Raw genomic sequence first — 22,447 nt, 5'->3', positions numbered from 1 at the left:
TTGCATTCTGGGCGGTCGCAGACTGCCTCCAAGCAGATGACCGTTTCCGCCAAGTTTTCGCAGAGGTCATCGGCACGCTGCCGCCAATGTTCGGGCACGCATCCGAATCGCATCCAGTCGGCAGACCGCCAGAAAGCGGAACAGATCATGGTCGCATCGCGTCGTTCACTGCTCGAACTGGGATTGACCGGCATGCTCATCCCTCAGCGATCCTTGGCCTTTGCGGTCGACGCAAGGAACCCGTCTTTCGAAGACTGGCGCCGCGACTTCGCAGCCGGCATTGCTGCACGGATGAAGGCGGCAAACGTCGTGGGCGCGGCCGTTGTAATCGCATCCAGGGAAAACACCACGCTCTTCTCCGAGGCCTTCGGCTTCGCCGACCTGAAACAGCAGCGAAAGCTCACTACCGACACCCCGATGCACCTGGCATCCATAAGCAAGCTTTTCACGGCTTCCGCCCTGGTGCAGCTGTTCGAACGCAAGGGTCTCGACCTGCAGGGCGACGTCAGCGGATTCATCGATTTTCAGGTCCGCAACCCGCACCATCCACAGTTGCCGATCACGCCGCACCACCTTTTGACCCACACATCGAGCATTTTCGACGAAGGCCATGGCGACGTTTTCTTTCCCGGGCGATCCCACGCAGAGCCTGTCGGACTTCCTGCGGAACTATCTTGTGAGTGGCGGCAGCGCTTATGCACCCGGGACATCCTTCCTCCCGGCGGAGCCGGGCACAAAGTGGGAATACAGCAACGTCGCCATTGCGCTCGCGAGCTACGTCGTCGAACGCGTCAGCGGGACGAGCTTCCCGGCTTACGTCAAGGAGAACATTCTCGACCCGATCGGCGTCAGCAATGCCCATTGGTATCTGAGGCAATTCCAGCGCGATGTGCTTGCCAAGCCCTACAGCTTCGAGGATGGCACGTTCGTCGAACTGCCGCAGCAGGGTTATCCCGACGTTCCGGCCGGAATGCTACGCTGCTCGGTGAGCGACCTCGTCAAGTCGCTGCATGCCATGCTGTGGGGAAGCCATAATGCCGTCCTGTCCCAGCGAGCATCCGCCGAAATGCTGCGCAGGCAGGTCGACCCGAAGATCTACCCTTATCAAGGGCTCGGCTGGACCGAAGAGGAAAGTGCCAGCCGCAAAGTCGTCGGCCACACAGGCAGCGACAACGGCGCCTCCAACATCGTGGCGCTGTCGGAGGACCAGAACCACGTGGCGGCACTTCTCATGAACAACGATGGCACTCTAAAGAGCGGCGCGTTCCGGGCGTCGGTGATCGACGACCTACTGGCCGGCGCGAAACTTGCGACTTGAGTCGATAGCGTTCTCAGGGAGCCGCCGCTGAGGGCACCCAGCAGCGGTTTTTGCATCTTCGGTTCAGCAGCCGGCGATGCTCAGTTTCGGCTGCCCAGCGCCACCCGGCATGCCAGCCCGGCAAAGACACTGGCGAGGAAATATTGAGGCAGCCTGCCCAGCCGCACCAATCCGCCTGCCCGCTGGCGCAGGTGGCTGCTCAGCAGGATGACCGAGCCGTTGACGATGAAGCCGATCCCGTTGAGCACGGTCGCCAGCACCAGCGTCTGCACGATCATCGATCCGGTGTCGGGACGGATGAACTGCGGAAACAGCGCCAGCACGAACAACGCCATCTTGGGGTTGAGCAGGTTGGTGGCAAGCCCTGCGCCGAGGATGCGCCTTGACGAGAACCGCTTGAGACCGGACGCCGGCGCAAAGGCCGAGGTCTCGGAGCGCAGCGTCTTCCAGGCAAGGTAGAGCAGATAGGCGCAACCGGCCCAGCGCACGATCTCGTAGGCGACAGGCACTGCCCCAAACAGCTGCGAAAGCCCGAGGGCCGCGGCCAGCGCATGGCAATAGGTGCCGAGCGCGATGCCGAGATAGGTCAGGAAACCCGCCGAGCGCCCCTGGCTGATGCTGCGCGAGGCGATGAGCAGCATGTCGGGACCGGGCGTGGCGGTCAGAACCACCGATGCGGCGGCAAAAAGCATAAGTGTGGAGAGATCCGGCATATCGTGTTCCTTCGAGTGAGCCGGAGTTCCTGTCTAGCTGGATTCAAGGAATTGGCAAGGTGGCGCCTTCTGCATCTGCGCCCGACAGCTAAGCAACTTCTGCAACCAGTGCGATATGGATCCTGTCGGGCTCCAACAAACGGTTTGCCCAAATTTGAGCCGCGCCACGTCTGTAGCCTGGCATCAGGGGGGCCGACAAAAGCCCACCCACCGTCAAGTCGGGGAGACTGCCGCGAAAAACCCCAACCCTTTTCTAAGCTTTTGTGACATAAAATCACCAAATGTGATGCGTTGGTCGGCCCGCGTTGTGGCAAAGCAGGCGCGGGTGGACTCCACGGGGACAGGCTAACATGGCTGGACGCTATTTCGGCACCGACGGCATTCGCGGACGGGCCAACAAATTTCCGATGACCGCTGAGGTTGCGATGAAGGTCGGCATGGCTGCCGGCCTGTCGTTTCAGCGCGGCAATCACCGCCACCGCGTCGTGCTTGGCAAAGACACGCGCCTGTCGGGCTACATGATCGAGAACGCGCTGGTGTCGGGCCTGTGCGCCGCGGGCATGGACGTGTTCCTGCTCGGCCCGATCCCGACGCCGGCTGTCGCCATGCTTGTGCGTTCGCTGCGCGCCGACATCGGCGTGATGATCTCGGCATCGCACAATCCCTACCACGACAACGGCATCAAGCTGTTCGGCCCAGACGGCTACAAGCTCTCCGACGAGATCGAGGAACGCATCGAGGCGATGCTCGACCAGGATGTCGAGGCGCTGCTCGCCGATTCCGACGGGCTCGGCCGGGCAAAGCGCGTCGATGGCGTGCATGACCGCTACATCGAATTCGCCAAGCGCACCCTGCCGCGCTCGATGTCTCTGTCGGGCCTGCGCATCGTCGTCGACTGCGCCAACGGCGCAGCCTACAAGGTGGCGCCTGCCGCCCTTTGGGAACTCGGCGCCGAGGTGATCCCGATCAATGTCGAGCCCAACGGCTTCAACATCAACGCCGAATGCGGCTCGACCCATCCGGCCGGCCTGCAAAAGAAGATCCACGAGGTTCGCGCCGACATCGGCATCGCGCTTGACGGCGACGCCGACCGCGTCGTCATCGTCGACGAAAACGGCACCGTCGTCGACGGCGATCAGATCATGGCGCTGATCGCGCAATCCTGGCAGCAGAGCGGCCGTCTAGCCGGCGGCGGCGTCGTGGCGACCGTGATGTCGAACCTCGGCCTGGAGCGCTATCTCGGCGAGCTCAACCTCGAACTGCATCGCACCAAGGTCGGCGACCGCTATGTCGTCGAGCACATGCGCGCGCATGGCCTGAACATCGGCGGCGAGCAGTCGGGCCACATCGTTTTGACCGACTACTCGACCACGGGCGACGGGCTGGTGGCGGCGCTGCAGGTGCTTGCCTGCATCAAGCGCTCCAACAAGCCGATGAGCGAGCTCAGCCGCACCTTCGAGCCGGTGCCGCAGTTGCTCAAGAACGTCCGCTTCTCCGGCGGCAAGCCGCTGGAGGAGACACTGGTGAAGGCGGCGATCGAAGACGGCCGCAACCGGCTGGGCAAGAACGGTCGTCTGGTGATCCGCCCGTCGGGCACCGAGCCCCTGATCCGCGTGATGGCCGAAGGCGACGACCCGCAACTGGTCGAAACCGTGGTCAACGACATCGTCGGCGTCATATCGGAAAACCGCTCGGCCGCCTGAGCTGAGATATCTGAGAGACACTGAAAGGCCCGCCTCCGGCGGGCTTTTTGTTGTTCAAAAGCTTGAGGCCACAACCTCGGCAACCATTGAGCGCAGGCAAACATGGTTAATCGCCAGGGTTAAGCGGGCCTTAACCTATACCAAGCATTATCCATCCCGGTTAGTGACGTCGGGCGCGTAGCGGGTCCGCAAGTATAGGGTTATGGGCAATGTTCAATATTGGAAGGAACGCATTATTCGCCGCGCTGCTCGTCGGGGTCGCCGGGCCGGCTTTCGCCGCCGACATGCCCGAGCCGATCATCGAGGTCGAGCAGCCATCCTATGGCGGCTGGTACCTGCGCGGCCACATCGGCATGAGCAACCAGCGCATCAAGCGACTGGAATCGCCGCTGTTCGACATCCCGTTCGAACATGGCTGGTACGATGATGGCAGCTTCGGCTCGGCGCCGACTTTCGGCCTCGGCGTCGGCTATCAGTTCAACGACTTCCTGCGTGGCGACATCACCGCCGAGTATCGCGGCGCGGCGGACTTCACCGCACAGGACTGGCTGAGGGCCACGGCTCCCGGTGATCCGGTAACAACCAACGATTATCGCGGCAGAAAGTCGGAATGGCTGTTTCTGGCCAACGCCTATGCCGACGTCGGCACGTTCTATGGCATCACGCCATATGTCGGTGCGGGTATCGGCGCGTCGCGCAACACGATCTCCAGCTTCACCGACACCAACCCGCAGACGGGCGGTGGCGCTTATGCCGCCGACAAGTCGCGCTGGGATCTCGCCTGGGCACTTCATGCCGGTCTCGGCATCAAGGCCACCGAGCGCATGACCATCGACCTCGGCTACAGCTTCGTCAATCTCGGCGACGGCCAGACCGGTGAGTTGAAGAACGTCGACCCGTCCTTCCCCTTCCCGCCTGCCAATGACGGCATCCGGTTCAAGGACATCACCTCGCACGACTTCAAGCTTGGTGTCCGCTACTCGCTGAACTAACCGTCCAAGCGGATTTTCCTGACACCAAACCGCCCGGCTCGCCGGGCGGTTTTTCTTTGCGGCGACGTCCGCAAACACCAGCTAACCATCTGTTATCCTTAACTGTGACTTAACCTCTATGGTTAATGATGAGCTGAACGGCTGCTGGGCTCATCGGCAACATCTGGCGCCATTTCGGGAGAATGCGATCATGACCTTGACGTCTCGCATAGCGCTGGCACTGGCAGCGACCATGCTTTGGCCACTCGCAGCCGGCGCTGCCGACTACGACCCGCCAATCGCCATCGACGAGGCCCCGGAATATGTCCCGGTCGAAGTCGGTTCCGGCTGGTACCTGCGCGGCGACGTCGGCTACAACATCACCAAGTCGCCCTACGACTTCACGCTGTTCGGTGTTGAATCCGACAGCACCAGCATCACCGGCAGCATCGGTGCTGGCTATCATTTCAGTGATTTCCTGCGCGGTGAGCTCAATGTCGGCTTCCTGGGCACCGACAGTTTCAGCGCTTCGGATGCCGACACCACCGTCTCGCTGAAGAACAGCTTCTGGAACGGCATGGCAAATGTCTATGCCGATCTCGGCACCGTCGCCGGCTTCACGCCCTATGTCGGCGCCGGCCTGGGCCTGATCTATTCAAGCCAGCGCGTGAGCATCGACGATGTCGACCCGACACTCGACTTCTATGCCCGCGACGCGCAATACAAGGTCGCATACTCGGTCGGCGCCGGTGTCGCATATCGCGTCGCTCAGAACACCTCGATCGACGTCGGCTACCAGTATCTGAGCGCGCCCGATCTGGAATACATGGATTTCAGCACGCTCACCACCAAGAAGGGCCTCGACTACCATCAGGTCAAGGTCGGTCTGCGCTACGATCTTTGGTAAGCGCCTGATCTCCCCTAAGATGATGACAGCGGCGGGCTATTGCCCGCCGTTCGCTTTCTAGAAGCGCTGCGTTCTCTCGAAGAAGCCAGCCGTGCCTCACATCCGGCTTTTTGCTGCCGGGATGCATGAGGCGCCGCGCTTGAGATCGTATATCCTGACAGTCGGCGCGACGAAGCCGTAGTCCCCATAGAGCCGGGAAATCGTTGCGACAGCATACCCGTCGAGGCAATGGAACATCGATGCCAGCTCGTAGACTTGCGAGTCTTGTGCTCTCAGCTCGCCACCGCGCAAATAGCGCTCGAATCTGAGCGACAGCAGATAGTCATACGAGGCCAGCGCTTCATAGTCCCATGTCTGCGCCACTGGATGACCGATCGGATAGTCGGAGACCACATTGGTCATCCCGTTTGCCGTCAGGAATTCGACTGCCCTCGTCCGCGTGTCCTTGCCGGGATTCATGTTCCGAACATAGGAAATCCCCGCATGTGCTGTGACCGTCAGCGCAACAAGGGCCAACACCATGGCCCCGGCTCGGCTTCGAATGGCGACTGAGCGCGAGCAGTCAATCCCAGCGGCGAGCAGGAAATAGATGACAACTGGAAGCACATAGCGCATCTGCCCCACGATCTTGAGCGGCGAGAGCTCAAGCGCGAACAACCATATGATCGCGGCCGCCGCAAAGGCTGCCACTTGCCGGTCTCGGTCCTTGACCAGCGCCAAACAGATTGCCCCGAGACCTATGAGAAACGTCATCGCCGTGATGCTTGGAAGCAGGTGGTGACGCAGATGGGTGAATCCATTGCCTGCCCAGACCCATTCCTTGAGGTCATGGCCATCCTCGGCATGCCTGAGTTCCCTTGCGAGGCCAGTCAACACATCGCCAAGACCGGTTCCGCTTTCGCCCGCGAAGGAGACGAGCAGAACGGCGAGAATGGTGGCGGCGCCCGCGACGACCACCAATGCGCCCCCCCTCACGCCTAACCGGCAGTACCACAGGGCAAAGGCGAACAACCCGACGCTGTTCAGGAAACCAACATACTTGGCCGACGGCGCAAGACCGAGAGCAATGCCCAAATAGATCAGATTGTGCAGGTCGGTTCTTTCCACAAGCCGCACCAGCGCGTGGAGGCCAAGGCAAATGGCGAGCACGAGCAACGCATCTTCCTTGAAGTAATGGGCGTGCACGGCGATTGCCGGAGACGACGCGAAAACGCAACTCCAGATAACGGACTGCAGGCGATCAATGTAGCGCGCCATGACAAGGTAGAAAAGCGCGCTTGCGGCCGTCATTGCCATGACACTGACGAAGCGGCCGGCCCAAAGCCGATCCAGGTCGCTGGAAGCCGACACGAGCCACACAACGCCCCTCGCCAGAACGATCAGTAACGGTGGGTGGAAATAACTGTTGGGCTTGTCCGCGACCAGTGCCACCTTCGTTGGTTCGTCGACATGGGCGCCATAGAGGAAGTCGAGATTGTAGAATCCGAGGGCCAGAGAAATGCCGACGATTGCAGCCAGCGAAGCCACGGTCACGGCTTGCGGACGAGCGGCAATCAGCCCCTGAAACCGCAGTCCGAGTGAAAACACGTGAGCCACGAACCACCCCGCCAATGCAAGCCCTGCAAACCGATGCCCGTTCTGCGTTAATTCCAATCGCCGCACAACCGCTGACCTAAACCGGTCTTCCCTGTGCCCACAAACAGCGTTGGAGGCATTTCCGCCACCTTCCCACCAGCCACTTCGTTATTGCAATTTCATCTTTCAGAATTTACGATTCTCTAAATTAGACTTCACTTGGGGGGCGGACTTGCGTGAACAACTTCCGAAACGAGGGCGGCGGCCGGCGGGGACCGAGGCCGTGCATATGAGGTTTCCATCGACCGTGCTGGACGCCGTGGACGAATATCGCCGCAACAAGCAGAGCGACGCCAGCCGGCAGGAAGCCATCCGGGAGTTGCTGCACGACCATCTGGTCCATGCGGGCTATCTGCCGGCAGAGTAGGTGGCGATTGCGGGCATGCCCGGTCGGCGACCAGCGCTGCCTGCATTTCCGCACCGTCACGGCATGTCCTCTTTGCGACAGAAACTTTCCTCTTGACGCCCGAACGCTAAACGCATATCGCCGTCCGTGGGCCACCCCTCCCCAACGAGGGGCCAACTATCTGGAAGGATAGAACCACGATGACGATCGTCGCCAAACCCGGACTCCGTCCGGCAAACCCCAATTTCTCCTCAGGTCCCTGCGCAAAACGTCCCGGCTGGTCGCTCCAGGCCCTCGCTGACGCGCCGCTCGGCCGCTCGCACCGTGCCAAGATCGGCAAGACCAAGCTCGAGCAGGCCATCGCGCTGACCCGCGAAGTTCTCCAGGTCCCATCGGACTACCGCATCGGCATCGTTCCGGCTTCCGACACCGGCGCCGTCGAGATGGCGATGTGGTCGCTGCTCGGTGAACGTGGCATCGACATGGTCGCCTGGGAGAGCTTCGGCGCAGGCTGGATCACCGACGTGGTCAAGCAGCTCAGGATCGAAGACGTGCGCAAGTTCGAGGCGCCCTATGGCGAGCTGCCCGATCTCGGCAAGGTCGATTTCGACCGCGACGTCGTCTTCACCTGGAACGGCACGACCTCGGGCGTGCGCGTCGCCAATGGTGACTTCATCCCCGCCGACCGCAAGGGCCTGACCATCTGCGACGCCACATCGGCGGCGTTCGCCCAGAAGCTCGATTTCCGGAAGCTCGACGTCGTCACCTTCTCCTGGCAGAAGGTGCTCGGCGGCGAAGGCGCCCACGGCATGCTGATCCTCAGCCCGCGCGCCGTCGAACGCCTCGAGAGCTACAAGCCGGCCTGGCCGCTGCCCAAGATCTTCCGCCTGACCTCGGGCGGCAAGCTGATCGAAGGCATCTTCAAGGGCGAGACCATCAACACCCCGTCGATGCTCTGCGTCGAGGATTATCTCGACGCGCTGAACTGGGCCAAGGGCCTGGGCGGCCTCGATGCGCTTGTTGCCCGCGCCGACGCCAACTTCGCCGCCATCGACGCGTTCGTCGAAAAGTCCGGCTGGCTCGCCAACCTGGCCGTCGTTGCGGAGACACGCTCCAACACCTCGGTCTGCCTGTCGATCGTCGACCCTGAGGTCGCCGCTCTCGACAAGGACGGTCAGGCGGCCTTCGCCAAGGGCATGGTCTCGGCGCTGGAAAAGGAAGGCGTCGCCTTCGACATCGGCGCCTATCGCGACGCGCCGCCCGGCCTGCGCATTTGGGCCGGCGCCACCGTCGAGACGTCCGATCTGGTGGCGCTGATGCCTTGGCTCGACTGGGCCTTCGCCAACCAGAAGGCAGCGCTCAAGGCTGCGGCCTGACGCCCTTGCCCTCCCCCGCGCGGGGAGGTCGATCCGCACGGCGGATTGGGATTGGGGGCGCATCAGACGTTGCTCCCATCCCCGCGTTCAACCCATTCCCCCACCCGGTCGCTTCGCGACCGACCTCCCCACAAGAGGGAGGCAGACCAATCGCAAAGGGATTAAGACCCATGCCTCGCGTTCTCGTTTCCGACAAACTCTCCACCACCGCCGTCCAGATTTTCAAGGATCGTGGCGTCGAGGTCGACTACCTGCCCGACCTCGGCAAGGACAAGGAAAAGCTGCTCGAAGTCATCGGCCAATATGACGGCCTGGCCATCCGCTCGGCGACCAAGGTCACCGAAAAGCTGATCGCTGCGGCGACCAATCTCAAGGTCATCGGCCGCGCCGGCATAGGCGTCGACAATGTCGATATTCCTGCCGCCTCGCGGCGCGGTATCATCGTCATGAACACGCCCTTCGGCAATTCGATCACCACCGCCGAACACGCCATCGCGCTGATGTTCGCGGTCGCTCGCCAGCTGCCCGAGGCCAATGCCTCGACCCATGCCGGCAAGTGGGAGAAGAACCGCTTCATGGGCGTCGAGATCACCGGCAAGACGCTCGGCCTGATCGGCTGCGGCAACATCGGCTCGATCGTCGCCACGCGCGCCGTCGGCCTCAAGATGCATGTCGTTGCCTTCGATCCGTTCCTGTCCGAGCATCGCGCCGAAGAACTCGGCGTCGAAAAGGTCGAGCTCGACGAGCTGTTCGCCCGCGCCGACTTCATCACGCTGCATACGCCACTGACCGACAAGACGCGCAACATCATCAACGCCGAGTCCATCGCCAAGATGAAGACGGGCGTGCGCATCATCAACTGCGCCCGCGGCGGCCTGATCGTCGAGAAGGACCTGATCGCCGGCCTGAAAAGCGGCAAGGTGGCAGGCGCCGGCATCGACGTGTTCGAGGTGGAACCGGCTGAGCAAAACGAATTGTTCGGCATGGACAACGTCGTCTGCACCCCGCATCTCGGCGCATCGACCTCGGAAGCGCAGGAGAACGTCGCCTTGCAGGTGGCCGAGCAGATGGCCGACTATCTGGTCAAGGGTGCTGTTTCCAACGCCATCAACATGCCGTCCATCACCGCTGAGGAAGCGCCGCGGCTCAAGCCCTTCGTCAAGCTCGCCGAAGTGCTCGGCGCCTTTGTCGGCCAGGTGACGGAAGACCCGATCACCGAGGTCGAGATCCTGTTCGACGGCCAGACCGCACAGATGAACACCAAGGCGCTGATCAGTGCTGCGCTCGCCGGCCTGATCCGGCCGCAGGTCTCCGACGTCAACATGGTGTCGGCGCCGATCATGGTGAAGGAGCGCGGCATCATCGTCGCCGAGGTCAAGCGCGACAAGTCGGGCGTGTTCGACGGATATATCAAGCTGAGCGTGAAGACCGAGCATATGACGCGCTCGATCGCCGGCACGTGCTTCTCCGACGGCAAGCCGCGTTTCATCCAGATCAAGGGCATCAATCTCGATGCCGAGGTCGGCCAACACATGCTCTACACCACCAACGCCGACGCGCCTGGTATCATCGGCCTGCTCGGCACCGTGTGCGGCGAGAGCGGCGTCAACATCGCCAACTTCCAGCTCGGCCGCGACCGGCCGGGTGGCAATGCGATCGCCTTGCTCTATCTCGACGCACCGTTCCCCGAAGACGTGCTCGCCAAGGTGCGCGACCACAAGTCGATCGACTCGGCCAAGCGCCTGCAGTTCGACATCAACGGCATCTGACAAAGCCTCCCAAGGCACCAAAGGGCGCGGGCCGATCCCCGCGCCTTCTTCTTTTCAGGCATCGGAGCTGTGTTTTTCGGCAGCCAAAAGCTCCTCGGCGCTCGCCATTTTCCGCCCGGAGTGCTCGGCAAGCCAGATGCCGCCAAGCACCAGCACGATGGCGACTGCGTGGTAGAGCTGGAAGTCCTCGCCGATGATCATCACCGACAACAACGTGCCGAAGATCGGCACCATGTTGATGAACAGGCCCGCACGATTGGCGCCGATGAGTTCGACACCCCTGATGTAGAAGATCTGCGCCAGGATCGAGGGAAACAGCACCATGTAGGCGGTGATCGCCCAGCCCGTCGCATCGGGCGCGATGGCCCTGCCAGTGCCGATTTCCCAGGCGACGAACGGAAGCGAGGTGACGAAGGCGGCCGATGTCATGACGATCATCAGGCTCAGCCAGTGGATGTCCGGCTTGAAGCGCAGCGCAACTGTGTAGGCACTGTAGACGAGAACGGCGATCAGCATCAGCGCATCGCCGAAATTCATGTCGAGCGCGAGCAAGCTCCTGAGATCGCCATGGCTGGCGGTCAGCGCGATGCCTGTCAGCGACAACAGGAAGCCCAGAATCTGGCCCCAGCTGACCCGCATGCGAAACAGGATGAAGTTGGCGGCAAAGATGACCATGGGCATGCCCGCCTGCTCGATGCTGGCATTGATGGCCGAGGTGAAATTGAGCGCGGAGTAGAGGGCGGCATTGAAGGCGGTGAAGCCTAACCCGCCCAAGGCGACAAGCAGCCAGAGCTGCCTGCGCGCCACCGCCCAGTCCACCCGGAGCCTGGACCAGCCGACGGCGCCGAGAAATGCGGCGGCGAACGCCCAGCGCAACGAGGTCAAAAGCATCGGCGAGGCGTGGCCCACGGCAAGCTTGCCCGCCACCGCATTGCCACCCCAGAACAGGGTGGTCGCCAACAGCAGGACATAGGCGTTTCGATGCATGCGGCCGGACTTTCGCTGGCGAGGGGCACCATGCCGACCTAGGTGCTGGCTTTCGGCATGTAAATGCGCCCAAAGGCTGAATTTGTTGTGCCTGAGGCGGCAAAGAAAGGTCGCACATCCAATTGCTTGGCGTTATAGAGGCCTGTCATTTTGCACTGTTCGCGGCCTCAGCCGCGATGTCGGAAGGAAAATATTATGGCCAATGTGGTGGTCGTCGGTTCCCAGTGGGGCGACGAAGGCAAGGGCAAGATCGTCGACTGGCTGTCGGAGCGCGCCGATGTGGTGGTGCGTTTCCAGGGCGGGCATAATGCCGGCCATACGCTGGTGGTCGACGGTGTGGTCTACAAGCTGTCGCTGCTGCCATCCGGCGTCGTGCGCGAGGGCAAGCTGTCGATCATCGGCAATGGCGTCGTCTTCGACCCGCATGCCTTTGTCGCCGAGATCGAGAAGATCCGCGCCCAGGGCGTCGAGATCGGCCCCGATCGCCTGAAAATAGCCGAAAACACCGCGCTTATCCTGTCGCTGCATCGTGAGCTGGATGGTTTCCGCGAGGACGCCGCCTCCAATTCCGGAACGAAGATTGGCACGACCCGTCGCGGCATCGGCCCCGCCTACGAAGACAAGGTGGGCCGCCGTGCCGTCAGGGTGATGGACTTGGCGGATTTGGAAACGCTCCCCCAGAAGGTCGACCGTTTGCTGACGCACCACAATGCCATGCGCCGCGGGCTTGGCCATCCCGAGGTGACGCACGACGTCATCATGGCCGAGCTGACCTCGATCGCCGACAAGATCCTGCCCTACATGGACCGCGTCTGGAAGGTGCTCGACGACAAGCGTCGCGCCGGCGAACGCATCCTGTTCGAAGGCGCCCAGGGCACCCTGCTCGACATCGACCACGGCACCTATCCGTTCGTGACCTCGTCGAACACGGTCGCCGGCCAGGCGGCAGCGGGTTCCGGAATGGGCCCGGGCTCGATCCACTACGTGCTCGGCATCACCAAGGCCTACACCACCCGCGTCGGCGAGGGCCCCTTCCCGACCGAGCAACAGAACGAAGTCGGCGAATTCCTCGGCACCCGCGGCCACGAATTCGGCGTCGTCACCGGCCGCAAGCGCCGCTGCGGCTGGTTCGATGCCGTGCTGGTGCGCCAGGCGGTTGCCGTCAACGGCATCAAGGGCATCGCCTTGACCAAGCTCGACGTGCTCGACGGTCTCGACGAGATCAAGGTCTGCACCGGCTATATGCTCGACGGCGAACTGATCGACTACCTGCCGGCGAGCCAGGGCGCCCAGGCGCGTGTCGAGCCGGTCTACGAGACACTGGAAGGCTGGAAGGGCACCACCGCGGGCGCCCGCAGCTGGAACGACCTGCCGGCCCAGGCGGTAAAGTATGTGCGCTACATCGAGGAGCTGATCGGCGCCCCGGTGGCCATGCTTTCCACCAGCCCGGAGCGGGATGACACGATACTTGTGACCGATCCGTTTGAAGACTAGTTTTGGCAACTTTCCGGCGGCTGATTTGCCGCCGGAATCGCCGCGGCCCAGAAGAAGAGATAGGTCGACGAGAGAATGGCAGACTTCGTAGCGGTTCTGAAAAAGACGCTGGATGGCATGGGTGACACCACGCCGGCGATGCGCGCTCGGGTGTATGACAAGGCCCGCAGCACCATCGCGGCCAAACTCGCCGCGCTCAACCCGCAGCCGCCCGCAGCCGTTGCCGAACGCCAGACCAAGTCGCTCGAGGACGCGATCGCGATCGTCGAGGCGGAATTCCATCCGCCCGTTGTGGAAGACGATCCGCTGGCCGAGCTGGAAAACGTCTTTACCTCGATCGCCCGCAACAAGGATCAGCCGGCCTATACCAGGGCAGCACCTGCACCGGAGCCACGCAGCCCGGTGACCCCGGTCGCGCCACCGCCTGCAGCAGCCCCCATTCCGGCCTACACGCCGCAGCAGCGCGAGCCCCTGCCCGACTTCTCGGCAAGCGACGATGACGAAGCGCAGGACGGCGAAGGCGACAACAACTTCGGCAACGCCGCAGCCAACAATGGCGATCCATTCGCCAACACGCGGCAGAAGCCGCGCAAGCGCATCAGCGGCGGCCTGATCGCAGCGGCACTTGCCGTGGTGGTGGTCGGCGCCGGCGGCTATGCGCTGTGGTCCAACCGCGATGCCTTTGTCGGCAGTGGCGGCGACACGGCGGCGGAAACGCCCCCGCCAACGAATGAAGCAGCCACTCCTCCGCCGGCCAATGGCGGCCAGGCAGCACAAGCGCCGGCAAGCGACGAGCCCGGCAAGTTCACCCAGCGCATGACCGCGGATGGCAAGGAGGTCGATCCTGGTCCGGCCAGCGGCAGCAACACCGTCGGCGAAGGCACCTCGGTTGCAGCACTGACCCAGCCGGCTCCGGCAACGCCACCGGCGACGCCCGAGACCGCGCCGGCAACCCCTGCCACGCCCGCGACACCCGCCGAGGGAACACCGGCGACGACAACGCCTGCGGCAGGCGAAAACGCACCCGTGGCCGTCGGCCAGAAGGCGATCTTCTACGAAGAGCGCACCAACGTCGCCCAAGGCTCGGCTGAGCCGGGTTCCGTCGTCTGGACGGTGGTACAGGAATCGCCCGGCGGCGACCTGCCGCCCGAGCCTGCCATCCGCGCCGAAGCGACAATCCCCGGCAAGGACATCCAGTTGCGCATGACCATCCGCCGTAACGCCGACAAGACGCTGCCGGCGAGCCATATCCTGGAAATGATCTTCCTGACGCCTCAGGGCTTTGACGGCGGCGGCATCGAGAACATCCTGCGCGTGGCGATGAAGAGCTCGGAACAGGACGCCGGCAATTCGCTGCTCGGCATTCCGGCCAAGATCGCCGACGGCTTCTTCCTCGTAGCGCTCAACGACACCAAGGCCGAGGTCGACGCCAATCTGAACCTCCTGCGTCGCCAGAGCTGGATCGACGTGCCGGTCGTCTACAAGTCGGGCCGCCGCGCGCTGTTCACGCTCGAAAAGGGCATCCCGGGCGACAAGGTGTTCGAAGACGCGATGAAGGCCTGGCAGGCCAAGGAAGCCGGCTGATCTGGAGCTTTCGCTGGCGCGGATGATCATCCTCCGCGTCAGTAGCCTTGGAACGGCGTGCCTGCAGGGCAACTATGACCGCCGCTTGCACGACGACCGAGACGTACCTTTCGGTCCTCGCGCGTCGTCTCGCGCCAGAGATTCCAGCCGGCGGCTTAAAGTAGAAACCCCTAAAGTAAGATGTTAGGCTGAAGAACGCGTTCGGCCGCGTCCAGGCTGACGGATATGACCCAGCCGACGGAAAGCCGAACGCCTTCGGTATATCATGTGCGCTGCGACGACAGATCTTCCGCATCTCGGCGCTTCCGTCGCACTCACCGACGGCGGCCTCGAGACAACGTTGGTCTTCCTGGACGGGATGGACCTGCCGTGTTTCGCGGCGTTTCCGCTGTTGCTCGATACGGCCGGCCGCGACAGGCTCGACGGCTATTTCAGGCGCTTTCTCGATATCGCCGAGCAACACGGGGTGAGCTTCGTGCTGGACACGCCGACATGGCGGGCCAATCCCGACTGGGGCGAGAAGCTGGGCTACTCCCGCACGGCACTTTCGGACATTAATCGTCGCGCCGTCGCACAGGCGAAAGCGCTGCGGGCGCCTTACGTTGCCCGCGGCATGACGGTGCCGGTCAACGGTGTGGTCGGCCCACGTGGCGACGGCTACCGTCCCGAGATGGAGATGACGCCGGTCGAGGCCTCGGACTATCATCGCGACCAGGTCGTCGCATTCCGCGACGCCGGAGCCGACATGATCAGCGCCGTGACCATGAACTACCCCGAGGAAGCGGTCGGCATCGCCTGTGCCGCCATGGAAGCGGGCCTGCCATCGGTGATTTCCTTTACGGTAGAGACTGACGGGCGATTGCCATCGGGCGAAAGCCTGGCGGAAGCGATCGAGATCGTCGATGACGAGACCGACGGCGCGCCCGCCTACTTCATGATCAACTGCGCCCATCCCAGCCATTTCCAGAGCGTGCTGGCGGAAGCCGGCAGCTGGGTCCAGCGAGTTGGTGGCGTGCGGGCAAACGCATCGGCAAAGAGCCACGCCGAACTCGATGCAGCGACAGAGCTCGATCCCGGCGATCCTGCCGATCTCGCCCGCCGCTATCGGACGATGCGGAACAGCTTCGCCCACATCAAGGTTCTTGGCGGCTGCTGCGGCACCGACCACCGTCATATCGCGGCGATCTGCGAGGCCTGTCTCTAGGCTGTGGCTAGCCTTCCAGTTCCTCGCGCAACATCTCGAGTTCCAGCCACTCCTCCTCAAGCGCGGTGAGCGTCGTGCGTTCCTTGTCGAGTGCGGCGATGGTCTTCTGGAAACCGTGCGGATCGCGCTCGTAGAAGGCTGGATCGGCGATCTGGTTTTCCAGCCGCGAGATCGAGGCGGTCACTGCCTCCATCTTCTTGGGCAGGCTTTCGAGCGCGAACTTCTGCTTGAACGACAGCTTCTTGGACGCGGCCTTGGGCACTTCGGCTTCGCCGCGGCCGGCTGAGGCCTGGCCATTGGCTGCCTTGCGCGACTTGCGGTCGTCGAGCTTGGTGCCTCCGCGCTGGGCCAGCATGTCGGCGTAGCCGCCGGCATACTCGATCCAGCGGCCCTCGCCGTCGGGCGCAATGATGCTGGTGACGGTGCGGTCAAGGAAATCGCGGTCGTGACTGACCAGGATGACGGTGCCGGCGAAACCGGCGACCAGTTCCTGAAGCAGTTCCAGCGTCTCCATGTCGAGATCGTTGGTCGGTTCGTCGAGCACCAGAAGGTTTGCCGGACGCGCCAGCACGCGCGCCAGGATCAGCCGGGCACGTTCGCCGCCGGACAGTTCGCGCACCGGCGTCCGCGCCTGCTCGGGCTTGAACAGGAAGTCCTTCATGTAGGAGACGACGTGGCGCTGCTCGCCATTGATGACGAGGTTTTCGCCACGGCCATCGGTCAGGTAGCTCGACAGCGTCTCGTTCGGATCGACCGCCTCGCGCTTCTGGTCGAGGGTGGCGATCTCCAGATTGACGCCAAGCCGCACGCTGCCGGCATCGGGCTCCATCTCGCCGGTCAGCATCTTGAGCAAGGTCGTCTTGCCGGCGCCATTGGGGCCGACGAGACCGACGCGATCACCGCGCTGGATGCGGGTCGAGAAACCCTTGACGACTGAAAGCTCGCCAAAGCTCTTTTCGATGTTCTTGGCCTCGATGATAAGCTTGCCGGATTCTGCCGCCTCGCTCGCAACCATGGTTGCCACGCCCTCGGCGCCGCGATGGCTGCGGAACGTCTGGCGCATCGTCTGCAGTTCGCCGAGACGGCGCATGTTGCGCTTGCGCCGCGCCGTCACGCCATAGCGCAGCCAATGCTCCTCGCGCACGATCTGACGGCCTAACTTGTGCTGCTCGCGCTCCTCTTCCTCCAGGATCTGGTCCCGCCATTCCTCGAAATGGGCAAAGCCGCGGTCGAGCCGGCGCGTCTGGCCGCGATCGAGCCAGACGGTGTTGCGGCTGACGCGCTCGAGGAAACGGCGGTCGTGCGAGATCAGGATCAGCGCCGAGGAGGTGCGGATCAGTTCCTCTTCCAGCCATTCGATGACCGAGAGGTCGAGATGGTTGGTCGGCTCGTCGAGCAGAAGGATGTCGGGCTCGGGCGCCATGACGCGGGCAAGTGCTGCGCGGCGCGCCTCGCCGCCCGACAGGTCGGCCGGAGACTCCTCGCCGGTCAGGCCGAGATGGTCGAGCAGATAGGTGGCGCGATGCGGATCGTCAGCAGGTCCGAGCCCGGCTTCGACATAGGCGCGGACAGAGGGGAAGCCGTCCATGTCGGGCATCTGCGGCAAGTAGCGGATGGTTGCCGTAGGCTGGCGGAACACCACGCCGTCCTGCGGCTCGATCATGCCCGCCGCGATCTTGAGCAGCGTCGACTTGCCCGAGCCGTTGCGGCCGACAAGCGCGATCTTGTCGCCGGCAGCTGCCGTCAGTGCGGCGCCATCGAGCAGCGGCGTGCCGCCAAAGGTCAGACGGATGCCGTCGAGATTGAGAAGCGGAGGCGCCATGTTTCAGAAATCCGAGGCAGGAAAGGGATGAGCGAGGAGTAGGGCACGGCCGCTACCGAGCGAAATCCGCAACGGACCCCGCACTTCATTGGAAAGGGTCAGCGACGAACCGAACGGCACGTCGACATTGTCGAGCGGCCACTTGGCGCCCTGTTCGGACAGCCCGGTCAGCTCGGAGAAGGCGAGCACCGAAAACAGCATGCCGTCTTCATAGTCGAAGCCGGCGCTGCCGGGCAGGAGCGGCAAAGCCTCCTGGCGCCCGCTGCTCAGCAGCACCTCGATGCCGGCTTCGGCAAGCCTGAGCGCCAGGGCGAAATGAAGGAAGGCGTGGTCGGCGCGGGCGCCGCCGAAGGCGCCGACAAGCACCAGCGAGGTCGCGCCGAGCCGAAGCGCGGCATCGATGGCCAGTTCACCGTCGGTCCTGTCCTTTTCGGCCGGAAAGGTCGCCCGCGGCAGGTCGGCAAAACGCGGGTCGAGATTTACCGGCACGGAATCGAAGTCGCCGAGCCACAGTTCTGGCATCAGCCCGAGCGTGGCGGCATGGCGGATACCGGCATCTGCCGCAATCACCCTGCTGCCCGCCACCTGGCGGTCGAGGCGCGGGGTGCGGAAAAGCTCGCCGCCGAGAAGTATGGTGAACCGGGTCATGGCATGCGCATTACCAGCCCGGCAGCCGAAACGGAAGGCCGCGACGCGGTCGGTGGCCGGCAAACTACCGCTTGCGTGGCCTGATGCGCGAGCCTATTTGTTGAACCGCTCTAACGGGGTGCCGGTCGCGCAATTGCGTGCCGGCTGAGAGGCATAGGGAACCGTCCCGGCCAACCCGCTGAACCTGATCCGGTTTGTACCGGCGGAGGGATTAGATGCTTCGGACGCCCGGCGCTTCAAATTCCCTTTCAACACCAATGAAGGAGGCGCCGATGCGCTCGTTGATCCTGTCCATGACTTCCGCCCTGGCACTGGCCACGGTTGCTTTCCCTGCCGCTGCCGAAGGCAAGCTTACCGTCTACACCTATGAAAGCTTCACCTCCGAGTGGGGCCCCGGCCCGCAGGTCAAGAAGGCCTTCGAAGCCGACTGCGCCTGCACTGTCGACTTCGTCTCGGTCGCCGATGGCGTAGCACTGCTCAACCGCATCAAGCTCGAAGGTGCATCGACCAAGGCCGACATCGTGCTTGGCCTCGACACCAACCTGACAGCCGAAGCCAAGGCCACCGGCCTGTTTGCACCGCATGGTGCCGCCGGCGCCGACGTCAAGGTTCCGGGTGACTGGAAGGACGACACCTTCGTTCCTTACGACTACGGCTACTTCGCCGTCGTCTATGACACCGAGACGCTGAAGAACCCGCCGAAAAGCCTGAAGGAACTTGTCGAGGGCAATCCGGAAGAAAAGATCGCGATCCAGGATCCGCGCACCTCGACGCCGGGCCTCGGCCTGCTGCTCTGGGTCAAGTCGGTCTATGGCGACAAGGCGCCGGAAGCCTGGGCCAAGCTCAAGGGCCGCGTGCTGACCGTCACCCCGGGCTGGAGCGAGGCCTATGGCCTGTTCACCAAGGGCGAGGCGCCGATGGTGCTGTCCTACACCACCTCGCCAGCCTACCACATGGTCGCCGAGAACACCGAGCGTTACCAGGCGGCGTCCTTCGAGGAAGGCCACTACCTGCAGATCGAAGTCGCCGGCATCACCACGACCGGCGCCAAGAACCCGCTGGCCGAAAAGTTCATGGCCTTCATGACCAGCCCAGGCTTCCAGGACGCCGTACCCGAAACCAACTGGATGCTGCCCGCCGGCAAGACCGACAAGCCGCTCAACCCTGCCTTCGACAAGCTGGTGAAGCCGACCAAGACGCTGATCTTCAGCGCCGACGAGGTGGCTGCCAACCGCAAGGCCTGGGTCGACGAGTGGCTCGGCGTGATGAGCAAGTAAGGCTCTGTCGACCTGCCATGGTTGCGCTTGAACATCCCCTTCTGGCCTGCCGGCCATCTCCCCCGCAAGGGGGGAGATTGGTAGTGGAATGGCTCTCGCCAACCCCAGAGGTTGCCGGTGGTGCGTGGGCATCCAAGCCGCTGATCTCCCCCCTTGCGGGGGAGATGGCCGGCAGGCCAGAGGGGGGTGGGACAGAGCGCGACCCATCGCGGCTGCCGCACCTGCGCCCAGCCAATCGCGGCCCTGCATGTCGGTGAGCCGTACAGACCCCCGCATCGCCGCCGGCATCATCGCGCTGGCGGCCATCGGCATCCTGATCGGCGGCGCATTTGCCGGTCTTGGCATCGAGGCCGCACGCAATCCACAAGGTGCTGCCGACGCCTTCGATTCCTATCTCTTCCGCATTGCCCGTTTCACCCTGTGGCAGGCGCTGCTGTCGACCTTGCTGTCGGTTGTGCCGGCGATCTTCGTTGCCCGAGCGCTCGCACGGCATCCCGCCTTTCCCGGCCGCGCGCTGATCCTGCGCCTGTTTGCCGTTCCCCTCGCCTTGCCGGCGATCGTCGCAGCCCTTGGCATCCTGTCGCTCTACGGCCGCGCCGGCTATTTCGCTGAACCGCTGGCGGCGCTGACCGGCGGCACCTGGCCCGGCATCTATGGGCTGTCCGGCATTCTCGTTGCCCATGTCTTCTTCAACCTGCCGCTGGCGACGCGGCTGATTCTGGAGGCGCTGCAGACGGTGCCGGCGGACCAGTGGCGGCTGGCGAGCCAGCTCGGCATGGGCGCACGGTCGAGCTTCCGCATGATCGAATGGCCGGCAATCCGAGCAGCCTTGCCCGGCATTGCGGGCCTCGTTTTCATGCTGTGCATCACCTCCTTCACCATCGTGCTGACGCTCGGCGGCGGCCCGGCCGCAACAACGCTTGAGGTTGCGATCTATCAGGCGTTGCGCTTCGACTTCGACCCCGCGCGCGCAGTCGCCCTGACCCTGCTGCAGATCGCGCTCACGGCAGTTGTGGTTCTGGCGCTGATGCGGCTCGGTGCCAACACGACCGGCGACGCCAACCTGCCGGTGGCCCAGCGCAACTACATCAAGGCAAAGACCGGCGAGAAGGCGCTCAACACCGCCATCATCGTTGTGGCGCTCGTCTTCGTCGGTGGGCCGATGCTGGCGACAATCGTCTCCGGGCTTGAGGCCGATCTCGGCCGCCTCGCCGGCGAAGCGGCGGTGCAGCGTGCGACACGTACCAGCATCGTGCTTGCGACGCTGTCGGCAACACTCGCAACCATGCTTGCGCTGTCCCTCGTCATGGCGCGCCGGGCACTGGCCGGCAGCAGGACAGGCGGCGAAAAGACATTGCTCGAACGCTTCACCGACACCGGCGCCGGCTTCGTATTGGTGGTGCCGCCGATCGTCATCGGTGCCGGCTGGTTCGTGCTGGTGCGGCAGTCGGTCGAGGTGTTTTCGCTGGCGCCATTCATGGTCGTCACCGTCAACGCCGTTATGGCCATGCCATTTGCCGTCCGCGCCGTCCGCCCTGCCTATGACGCGGCCAGCGAACGTCACGAAAGGCTGTGCGCCCAGCTCGGCATCTCAGGCTGGAACAGGCTGCGGTTGATCGACTGGCCGGTGCTCAAGCGCCCGCTTGCAACGGCATTCGCCTTTGCCATGGCGCTGTCGCTCGGCGATCTCGGTGTCATCGCGCTGTTCGGCAGCGACGCGGTGCAGACCTTGCCCTACCTTTTGCTCGCCCGCATGGGCAGCTACCGCACCGATGACGCTGCGGGACTTGCATTGATGCTCGGCCTGTTGTGCCTGGCGTTGACGATGCTCGCCGACCGCCTCGGCAGGGAGACTGCGAAATGACCTCGACCAGTGCCGCGGTACGCCTCGACCATGTGGTGTTCAGCTATAGCGACACCATGGTGCGCTTCGACGTGACCTTTGCACCGGGCGAGATCACCGCGATCATGGGACCGAGCGGCGCCGGCAAGTCGACATTGCTCAACCTCGTCGCCGGCTTTGAGATACCGCGCGAAGGCCGCGTGTTGATCGGCGACGTCGACGTGACGATCGCACCGCCATCCGAGCGGCCGGTGTCGATGGTTTTCCAGGAAAACAACCTCTTTGCCCATCTCGACGTCGAGAAGAATGTCGGGCTCGGTCGCTCGCCTGCGCTTCGCCTGGACACTGCCGACAGGCGGGACGTGGCAACCGCACTGACACGCGTCGGCCTCGCCGGCATGGAGAAGCGCCTGCCCCGCGAACTGTCGGGCGGCGAACGCCAGCGCGTGGCGCTGGCGCGCGTCCTTGTCCGCGACCGTCCGATTCTCCTGCTGGATGAACCCTTTGCCTCGCTTGGACCAGCATTGCGCGAGGATATGCTGGATCTCGTGGCGAGCCTTCATGCAGAACGCGGCATGACCGTGCTTTTCGTGACACACCAGCCCGAAGATGCCCGAAAACTGGCTAAAAACATGGTTTTCGTCGAGGCTGGCACTGTCGCGGCGGCTGGAAAGACTGCGGATTTCTTCACCAATGCTGGACCTGAAGCGTTCAGACACTATATCGGCGGTGAACGGTGATGACGCGATCACGCCGGGTTGCCCGGAAGCGGACATAATTTACAGCCAAATCGCCACATTGGCGGTATCGGCCTTATTGTGTCGGCGAGTCGTCTGTGGCTACGTCCATC

Annotated in this window: 17 protein-coding genes, 2 pseudogenes and 1 riboswitch; of the genes and pseudogenes, 14 read left to right on the top strand and 5 right to left on the bottom strand. The window is 63.5% G+C overall.

Annotation, left to right across the window (positions count from 1 at the left end; translation table 11 throughout):
* Positions 1 to 36: 36 nt before the first annotated feature.
* Both IG197_RS36835 and IG197_RS17655 read left to right on the top strand, forming a co-directional pair.
* Positions 37 to 597: pseudogene (locus tag IG197_RS36835) on the top strand (serine hydrolase domain-containing protein); the annotation flags it as partial.
* Between the two features lie 13 nt (positions 598 to 610).
* Positions 611 to 1,318 carry a serine hydrolase gene (locus IG197_RS17655; RefSeq protein ID WP_192313784.1) on the top strand — a complete coding sequence of 236 codons (708 nt, stop codon included), beginning with the start codon at positions 611 to 613 and terminating at the stop codon, positions 1,316 to 1,318.
* Between the two features lie 80 nt (positions 1,319 to 1,398).
* On the opposite strand, the gene IG197_RS17650 is transcribed toward IG197_RS17655, so the two are convergent.
* Positions 1,399 to 2,031, bottom strand: coding sequence for a LysE family translocator (locus IG197_RS17650; RefSeq protein ID WP_192313781.1), 633 nt, complete (start codon positions 2,029 to 2,031; stop codon positions 1,399 to 1,401).
* A gap of 350 nt (positions 2,032 to 2,381) precedes the next feature.
* On the opposite strand from IG197_RS17650, the gene glmM reads away from it, so the two are divergent.
* The 3 genes from glmM (at position 2,382) to IG197_RS17635 (ending at position 5,612) form a co-directional block, all read left to right on the top strand.
* Positions 2,382 to 3,734, top strand: a complete 1,353-nt coding sequence (gene glmM / locus IG197_RS17645; RefSeq protein WP_192313778.1) for a phosphoglucosamine mutase — start codon at positions 2,382 to 2,384, stop codon at positions 3,732 to 3,734.
* Positions 3,735 to 3,943: 209 nt separating this feature from the next.
* Complete coding sequence (locus IG197_RS17640; protein WP_067956769.1) at positions 3,944 to 4,726, top strand: outer membrane protein; 783 nt, start codon at positions 3,944 to 3,946, stop codon at positions 4,724 to 4,726.
* 190 nt (positions 4,727 to 4,916) lie between these two features.
* Entirely contained in the window at positions 4,917 to 5,612 is a 696-nt protein-coding gene (locus IG197_RS17635; protein WP_067956766.1) for an outer membrane protein, read from the top strand.
* A gap of 96 nt (positions 5,613 to 5,708) precedes the next feature.
* On the opposite strand, the gene IG197_RS17630 is transcribed toward IG197_RS17635, so the two are convergent.
* Positions 5,709 to 7,208, bottom strand: a complete 1,500-nt coding sequence (locus tag IG197_RS17630; RefSeq protein ID WP_192313775.1) for a glycosyltransferase family 39 protein — start codon at positions 7,206 to 7,208, stop codon at positions 5,709 to 5,711.
* A 268-nt stretch (positions 7,209 to 7,476) separates the two neighbouring features.
* Between IG197_RS17630 and IG197_RS17625 the strand changes: the two genes are divergently transcribed.
* The 3 genes from IG197_RS17625 to serA all read left to right on the top strand — a co-directional run bounded on the left by IG197_RS17625 (position 7,477) and on the right by serA (position 10,738).
* Complete coding sequence (locus IG197_RS17625; RefSeq protein WP_169808307.1) at positions 7,477 to 7,614, top strand: hypothetical protein; 138 nt, start codon at positions 7,477 to 7,479, stop codon at positions 7,612 to 7,614.
* A gap of 179 nt (positions 7,615 to 7,793) precedes the next feature.
* On the top strand, positions 7,794 to 8,969 hold the full coding sequence (locus IG197_RS17620) for a phosphoserine transaminase (protein WP_067956760.1): 1,176 nt from the start codon (positions 7,794 to 7,796) through the stop codon (positions 8,967 to 8,969).
* Between the two features lie 170 nt (positions 8,970 to 9,139).
* Positions 9,140 to 10,738: a phosphoglycerate dehydrogenase gene (serA, locus tag IG197_RS17615; protein ID WP_154386623.1), complete on the top strand. Its 1,599-nt coding sequence runs from the start codon at positions 9,140 to 9,142 to the stop codon at positions 10,736 to 10,738.
* 54 nt (positions 10,739 to 10,792) lie between these two features.
* Here serA and IG197_RS17610 read toward each other — a convergent pair whose 3' ends face one another.
* Complete coding sequence (locus tag IG197_RS17610) at positions 10,793 to 11,725, bottom strand: DMT family transporter (protein ID WP_192313772.1); 933 nt, start codon at positions 11,723 to 11,725, stop codon at positions 10,793 to 10,795.
* A gap of 195 nt (positions 11,726 to 11,920) precedes the next feature.
* Here IG197_RS17610 and IG197_RS17605 point away from each other — a divergent pair, with 195 nt between their 5' ends.
* The 3 genes from IG197_RS17605 (at position 11,921) to IG197_RS17595 (ending at position 16,007) form a co-directional block, all read left to right on the top strand.
* Positions 11,921 to 13,219, top strand: a complete 1,299-nt coding sequence (locus IG197_RS17605; protein ID WP_067956749.1) for an adenylosuccinate synthase — start codon at positions 11,921 to 11,923, stop codon at positions 13,217 to 13,219.
* A 75-nt stretch (positions 13,220 to 13,294) separates the two neighbouring features.
* Positions 13,295 to 14,803 (top strand): hypothetical protein, encoded by a 1,509-nt coding sequence (locus IG197_RS17600; protein WP_192313769.1) that lies wholly within the window; start codon positions 13,295 to 13,297, stop codon positions 14,801 to 14,803.
* A 265-nt stretch (positions 14,804 to 15,068) separates the two neighbouring features.
* Positions 15,069 to 16,007 carry a homocysteine S-methyltransferase family protein gene (locus IG197_RS17595; protein WP_192313766.1) on the top strand — a complete coding sequence of 313 codons (939 nt, stop codon included), beginning with the start codon at positions 15,069 to 15,071 and terminating at the stop codon, positions 16,005 to 16,007.
* Between the two features lie 7 nt (positions 16,008 to 16,014).
* Here the strand turns inward: IG197_RS17595 and IG197_RS17590 are convergent, their stop codons facing one another.
* Together IG197_RS17590 and IG197_RS17585 are read right to left on the bottom strand one after the other, a co-directional pair.
* Positions 16,015 to 17,829, bottom strand: a complete 1,815-nt coding sequence (locus IG197_RS17590) for an ABC-F family ATP-binding cassette domain-containing protein (protein WP_192313763.1) — start codon at positions 17,827 to 17,829, stop codon at positions 16,015 to 16,017.
* Positions 17,830 to 17,832: 3 nt separating this feature from the next.
* Positions 17,833 to 18,477: a thiamine diphosphokinase gene (locus tag IG197_RS17585; RefSeq protein ID WP_192313760.1), complete on the bottom strand. Its 645-nt coding sequence runs from the start codon at positions 18,475 to 18,477 to the stop codon at positions 17,833 to 17,835.
* A gap of 104 nt (positions 18,478 to 18,581) precedes the next feature.
* Positions 18,582 to 18,705, top strand: a riboswitch (TPP riboswitch).
* Between the two features lie 44 nt (positions 18,706 to 18,749).
* Here IG197_RS17585 and thiB point away from each other — a divergent pair.
* The 3 genes and pseudogenes from thiB (at position 18,750) to thiQ (ending at position 22,375) form a co-directional block, all read left to right on the top strand.
* Positions 18,750 to 19,754 carry a thiamine ABC transporter substrate binding subunit gene (thiB, locus tag IG197_RS17580; RefSeq protein WP_192313757.1) on the top strand — a complete coding sequence of 335 codons (1,005 nt, stop codon included), beginning with the start codon at positions 18,750 to 18,752 and terminating at the stop codon, positions 19,752 to 19,754.
* 247 nt (positions 19,755 to 20,001) lie between these two features.
* A complete protein-coding gene (gene thiP / locus IG197_RS17575; protein WP_192313755.1) occupies positions 20,002 to 21,618 on the top strand; it encodes a thiamine/thiamine pyrophosphate ABC transporter permease in 1,617 nt (538 codons plus the stop codon).
* Positions 21,615 to 22,375: pseudogene (gene thiQ / locus IG197_RS17570) on the top strand (thiamine ABC transporter ATP-binding protein). Before thiP ends, thiQ begins: the two are co-directional and overlap by 4 nt.
* Positions 22,376 to 22,447: the final 72 nt, after the last annotated feature.

This window comes from Aminobacter sp. SR38 (genome assembly GCF_014843375.1).
GTDB lineage: Bacteria > Pseudomonadota > Alphaproteobacteria > Rhizobiales > Rhizobiaceae > Aminobacter > Aminobacter ciceronei.
Note: the sequence above shows the minus strand (reverse complement) of the source record. Positions and strands in the feature narration are given on the sequence as shown.

Bases quoted from the DNA above. Each gene is read 5' to 3' on its own strand.
- IG197_RS17655 (WP_192313784.1), top strand. From the start codon at position 611: ATGGCGACGTTTTCTTTCCCGGGCGATCCCACGCAGAGCCTGTCGGAC.
- IG197_RS17650 (WP_192313781.1), bottom strand. From the start codon at position 2,031: ATGCCGGATCTCTCCACACTTATGCTTTTTGCCGCCGCATCGGTGGTT.
- glmM (WP_192313778.1), top strand. From the start codon at position 2,382: ATGGCTGGACGCTATTTCGGCACCGACGGCATTCGCGGACGGGCCAAC.
- IG197_RS17640 (WP_067956769.1), top strand. From the start codon at position 3,944: ATGTTCAATATTGGAAGGAACGCATTATTCGCCGCGCTGCTCGTCGGG.
- IG197_RS17635 (WP_067956766.1), top strand. From the start codon at position 4,917: ATGACCTTGACGTCTCGCATAGCGCTGGCACTGGCAGCGACCATGCTT.
- IG197_RS17625 (WP_169808307.1), top strand. From the start codon at position 7,477: ATGAGGTTTCCATCGACCGTGCTGGACGCCGTGGACGAATATCGCCGC.
- IG197_RS17620 (WP_067956760.1), top strand. From the start codon at position 7,794: ATGACGATCGTCGCCAAACCCGGACTCCGTCCGGCAAACCCCAATTTC.
- serA (WP_154386623.1), top strand. From the start codon at position 9,140: ATGCCTCGCGTTCTCGTTTCCGACAAACTCTCCACCACCGCCGTCCAG.
- IG197_RS17610 (WP_192313772.1), bottom strand. From the start codon at position 11,725: ATGCATCGAAACGCCTATGTCCTGCTGTTGGCGACCACCCTGTTCTGG.
- IG197_RS17605 (WP_067956749.1), top strand. From the start codon at position 11,921: ATGGCCAATGTGGTGGTCGTCGGTTCCCAGTGGGGCGACGAAGGCAAG.
- IG197_RS17600 (WP_192313769.1), top strand. From the start codon at position 13,295: ATGGCAGACTTCGTAGCGGTTCTGAAAAAGACGCTGGATGGCATGGGT.
- IG197_RS17595 (WP_192313766.1), top strand. From the start codon at position 15,069: ATGTGCGCTGCGACGACAGATCTTCCGCATCTCGGCGCTTCCGTCGCA.
- IG197_RS17590 (WP_192313763.1), bottom strand. From the start codon at position 17,829: ATGGCGCCTCCGCTTCTCAATCTCGACGGCATCCGTCTGACCTTTGGC.
- IG197_RS17585 (WP_192313760.1), bottom strand. From the start codon at position 18,477: ATGACCCGGTTCACCATACTTCTCGGCGGCGAGCTTTTCCGCACCCCG.
- thiB (WP_192313757.1), top strand. From the start codon at position 18,750: ATGCGCTCGTTGATCCTGTCCATGACTTCCGCCCTGGCACTGGCCACG.
- thiP (WP_192313755.1), top strand. From the start codon at position 20,002: ATGTCGGTGAGCCGTACAGACCCCCGCATCGCCGCCGGCATCATCGCG.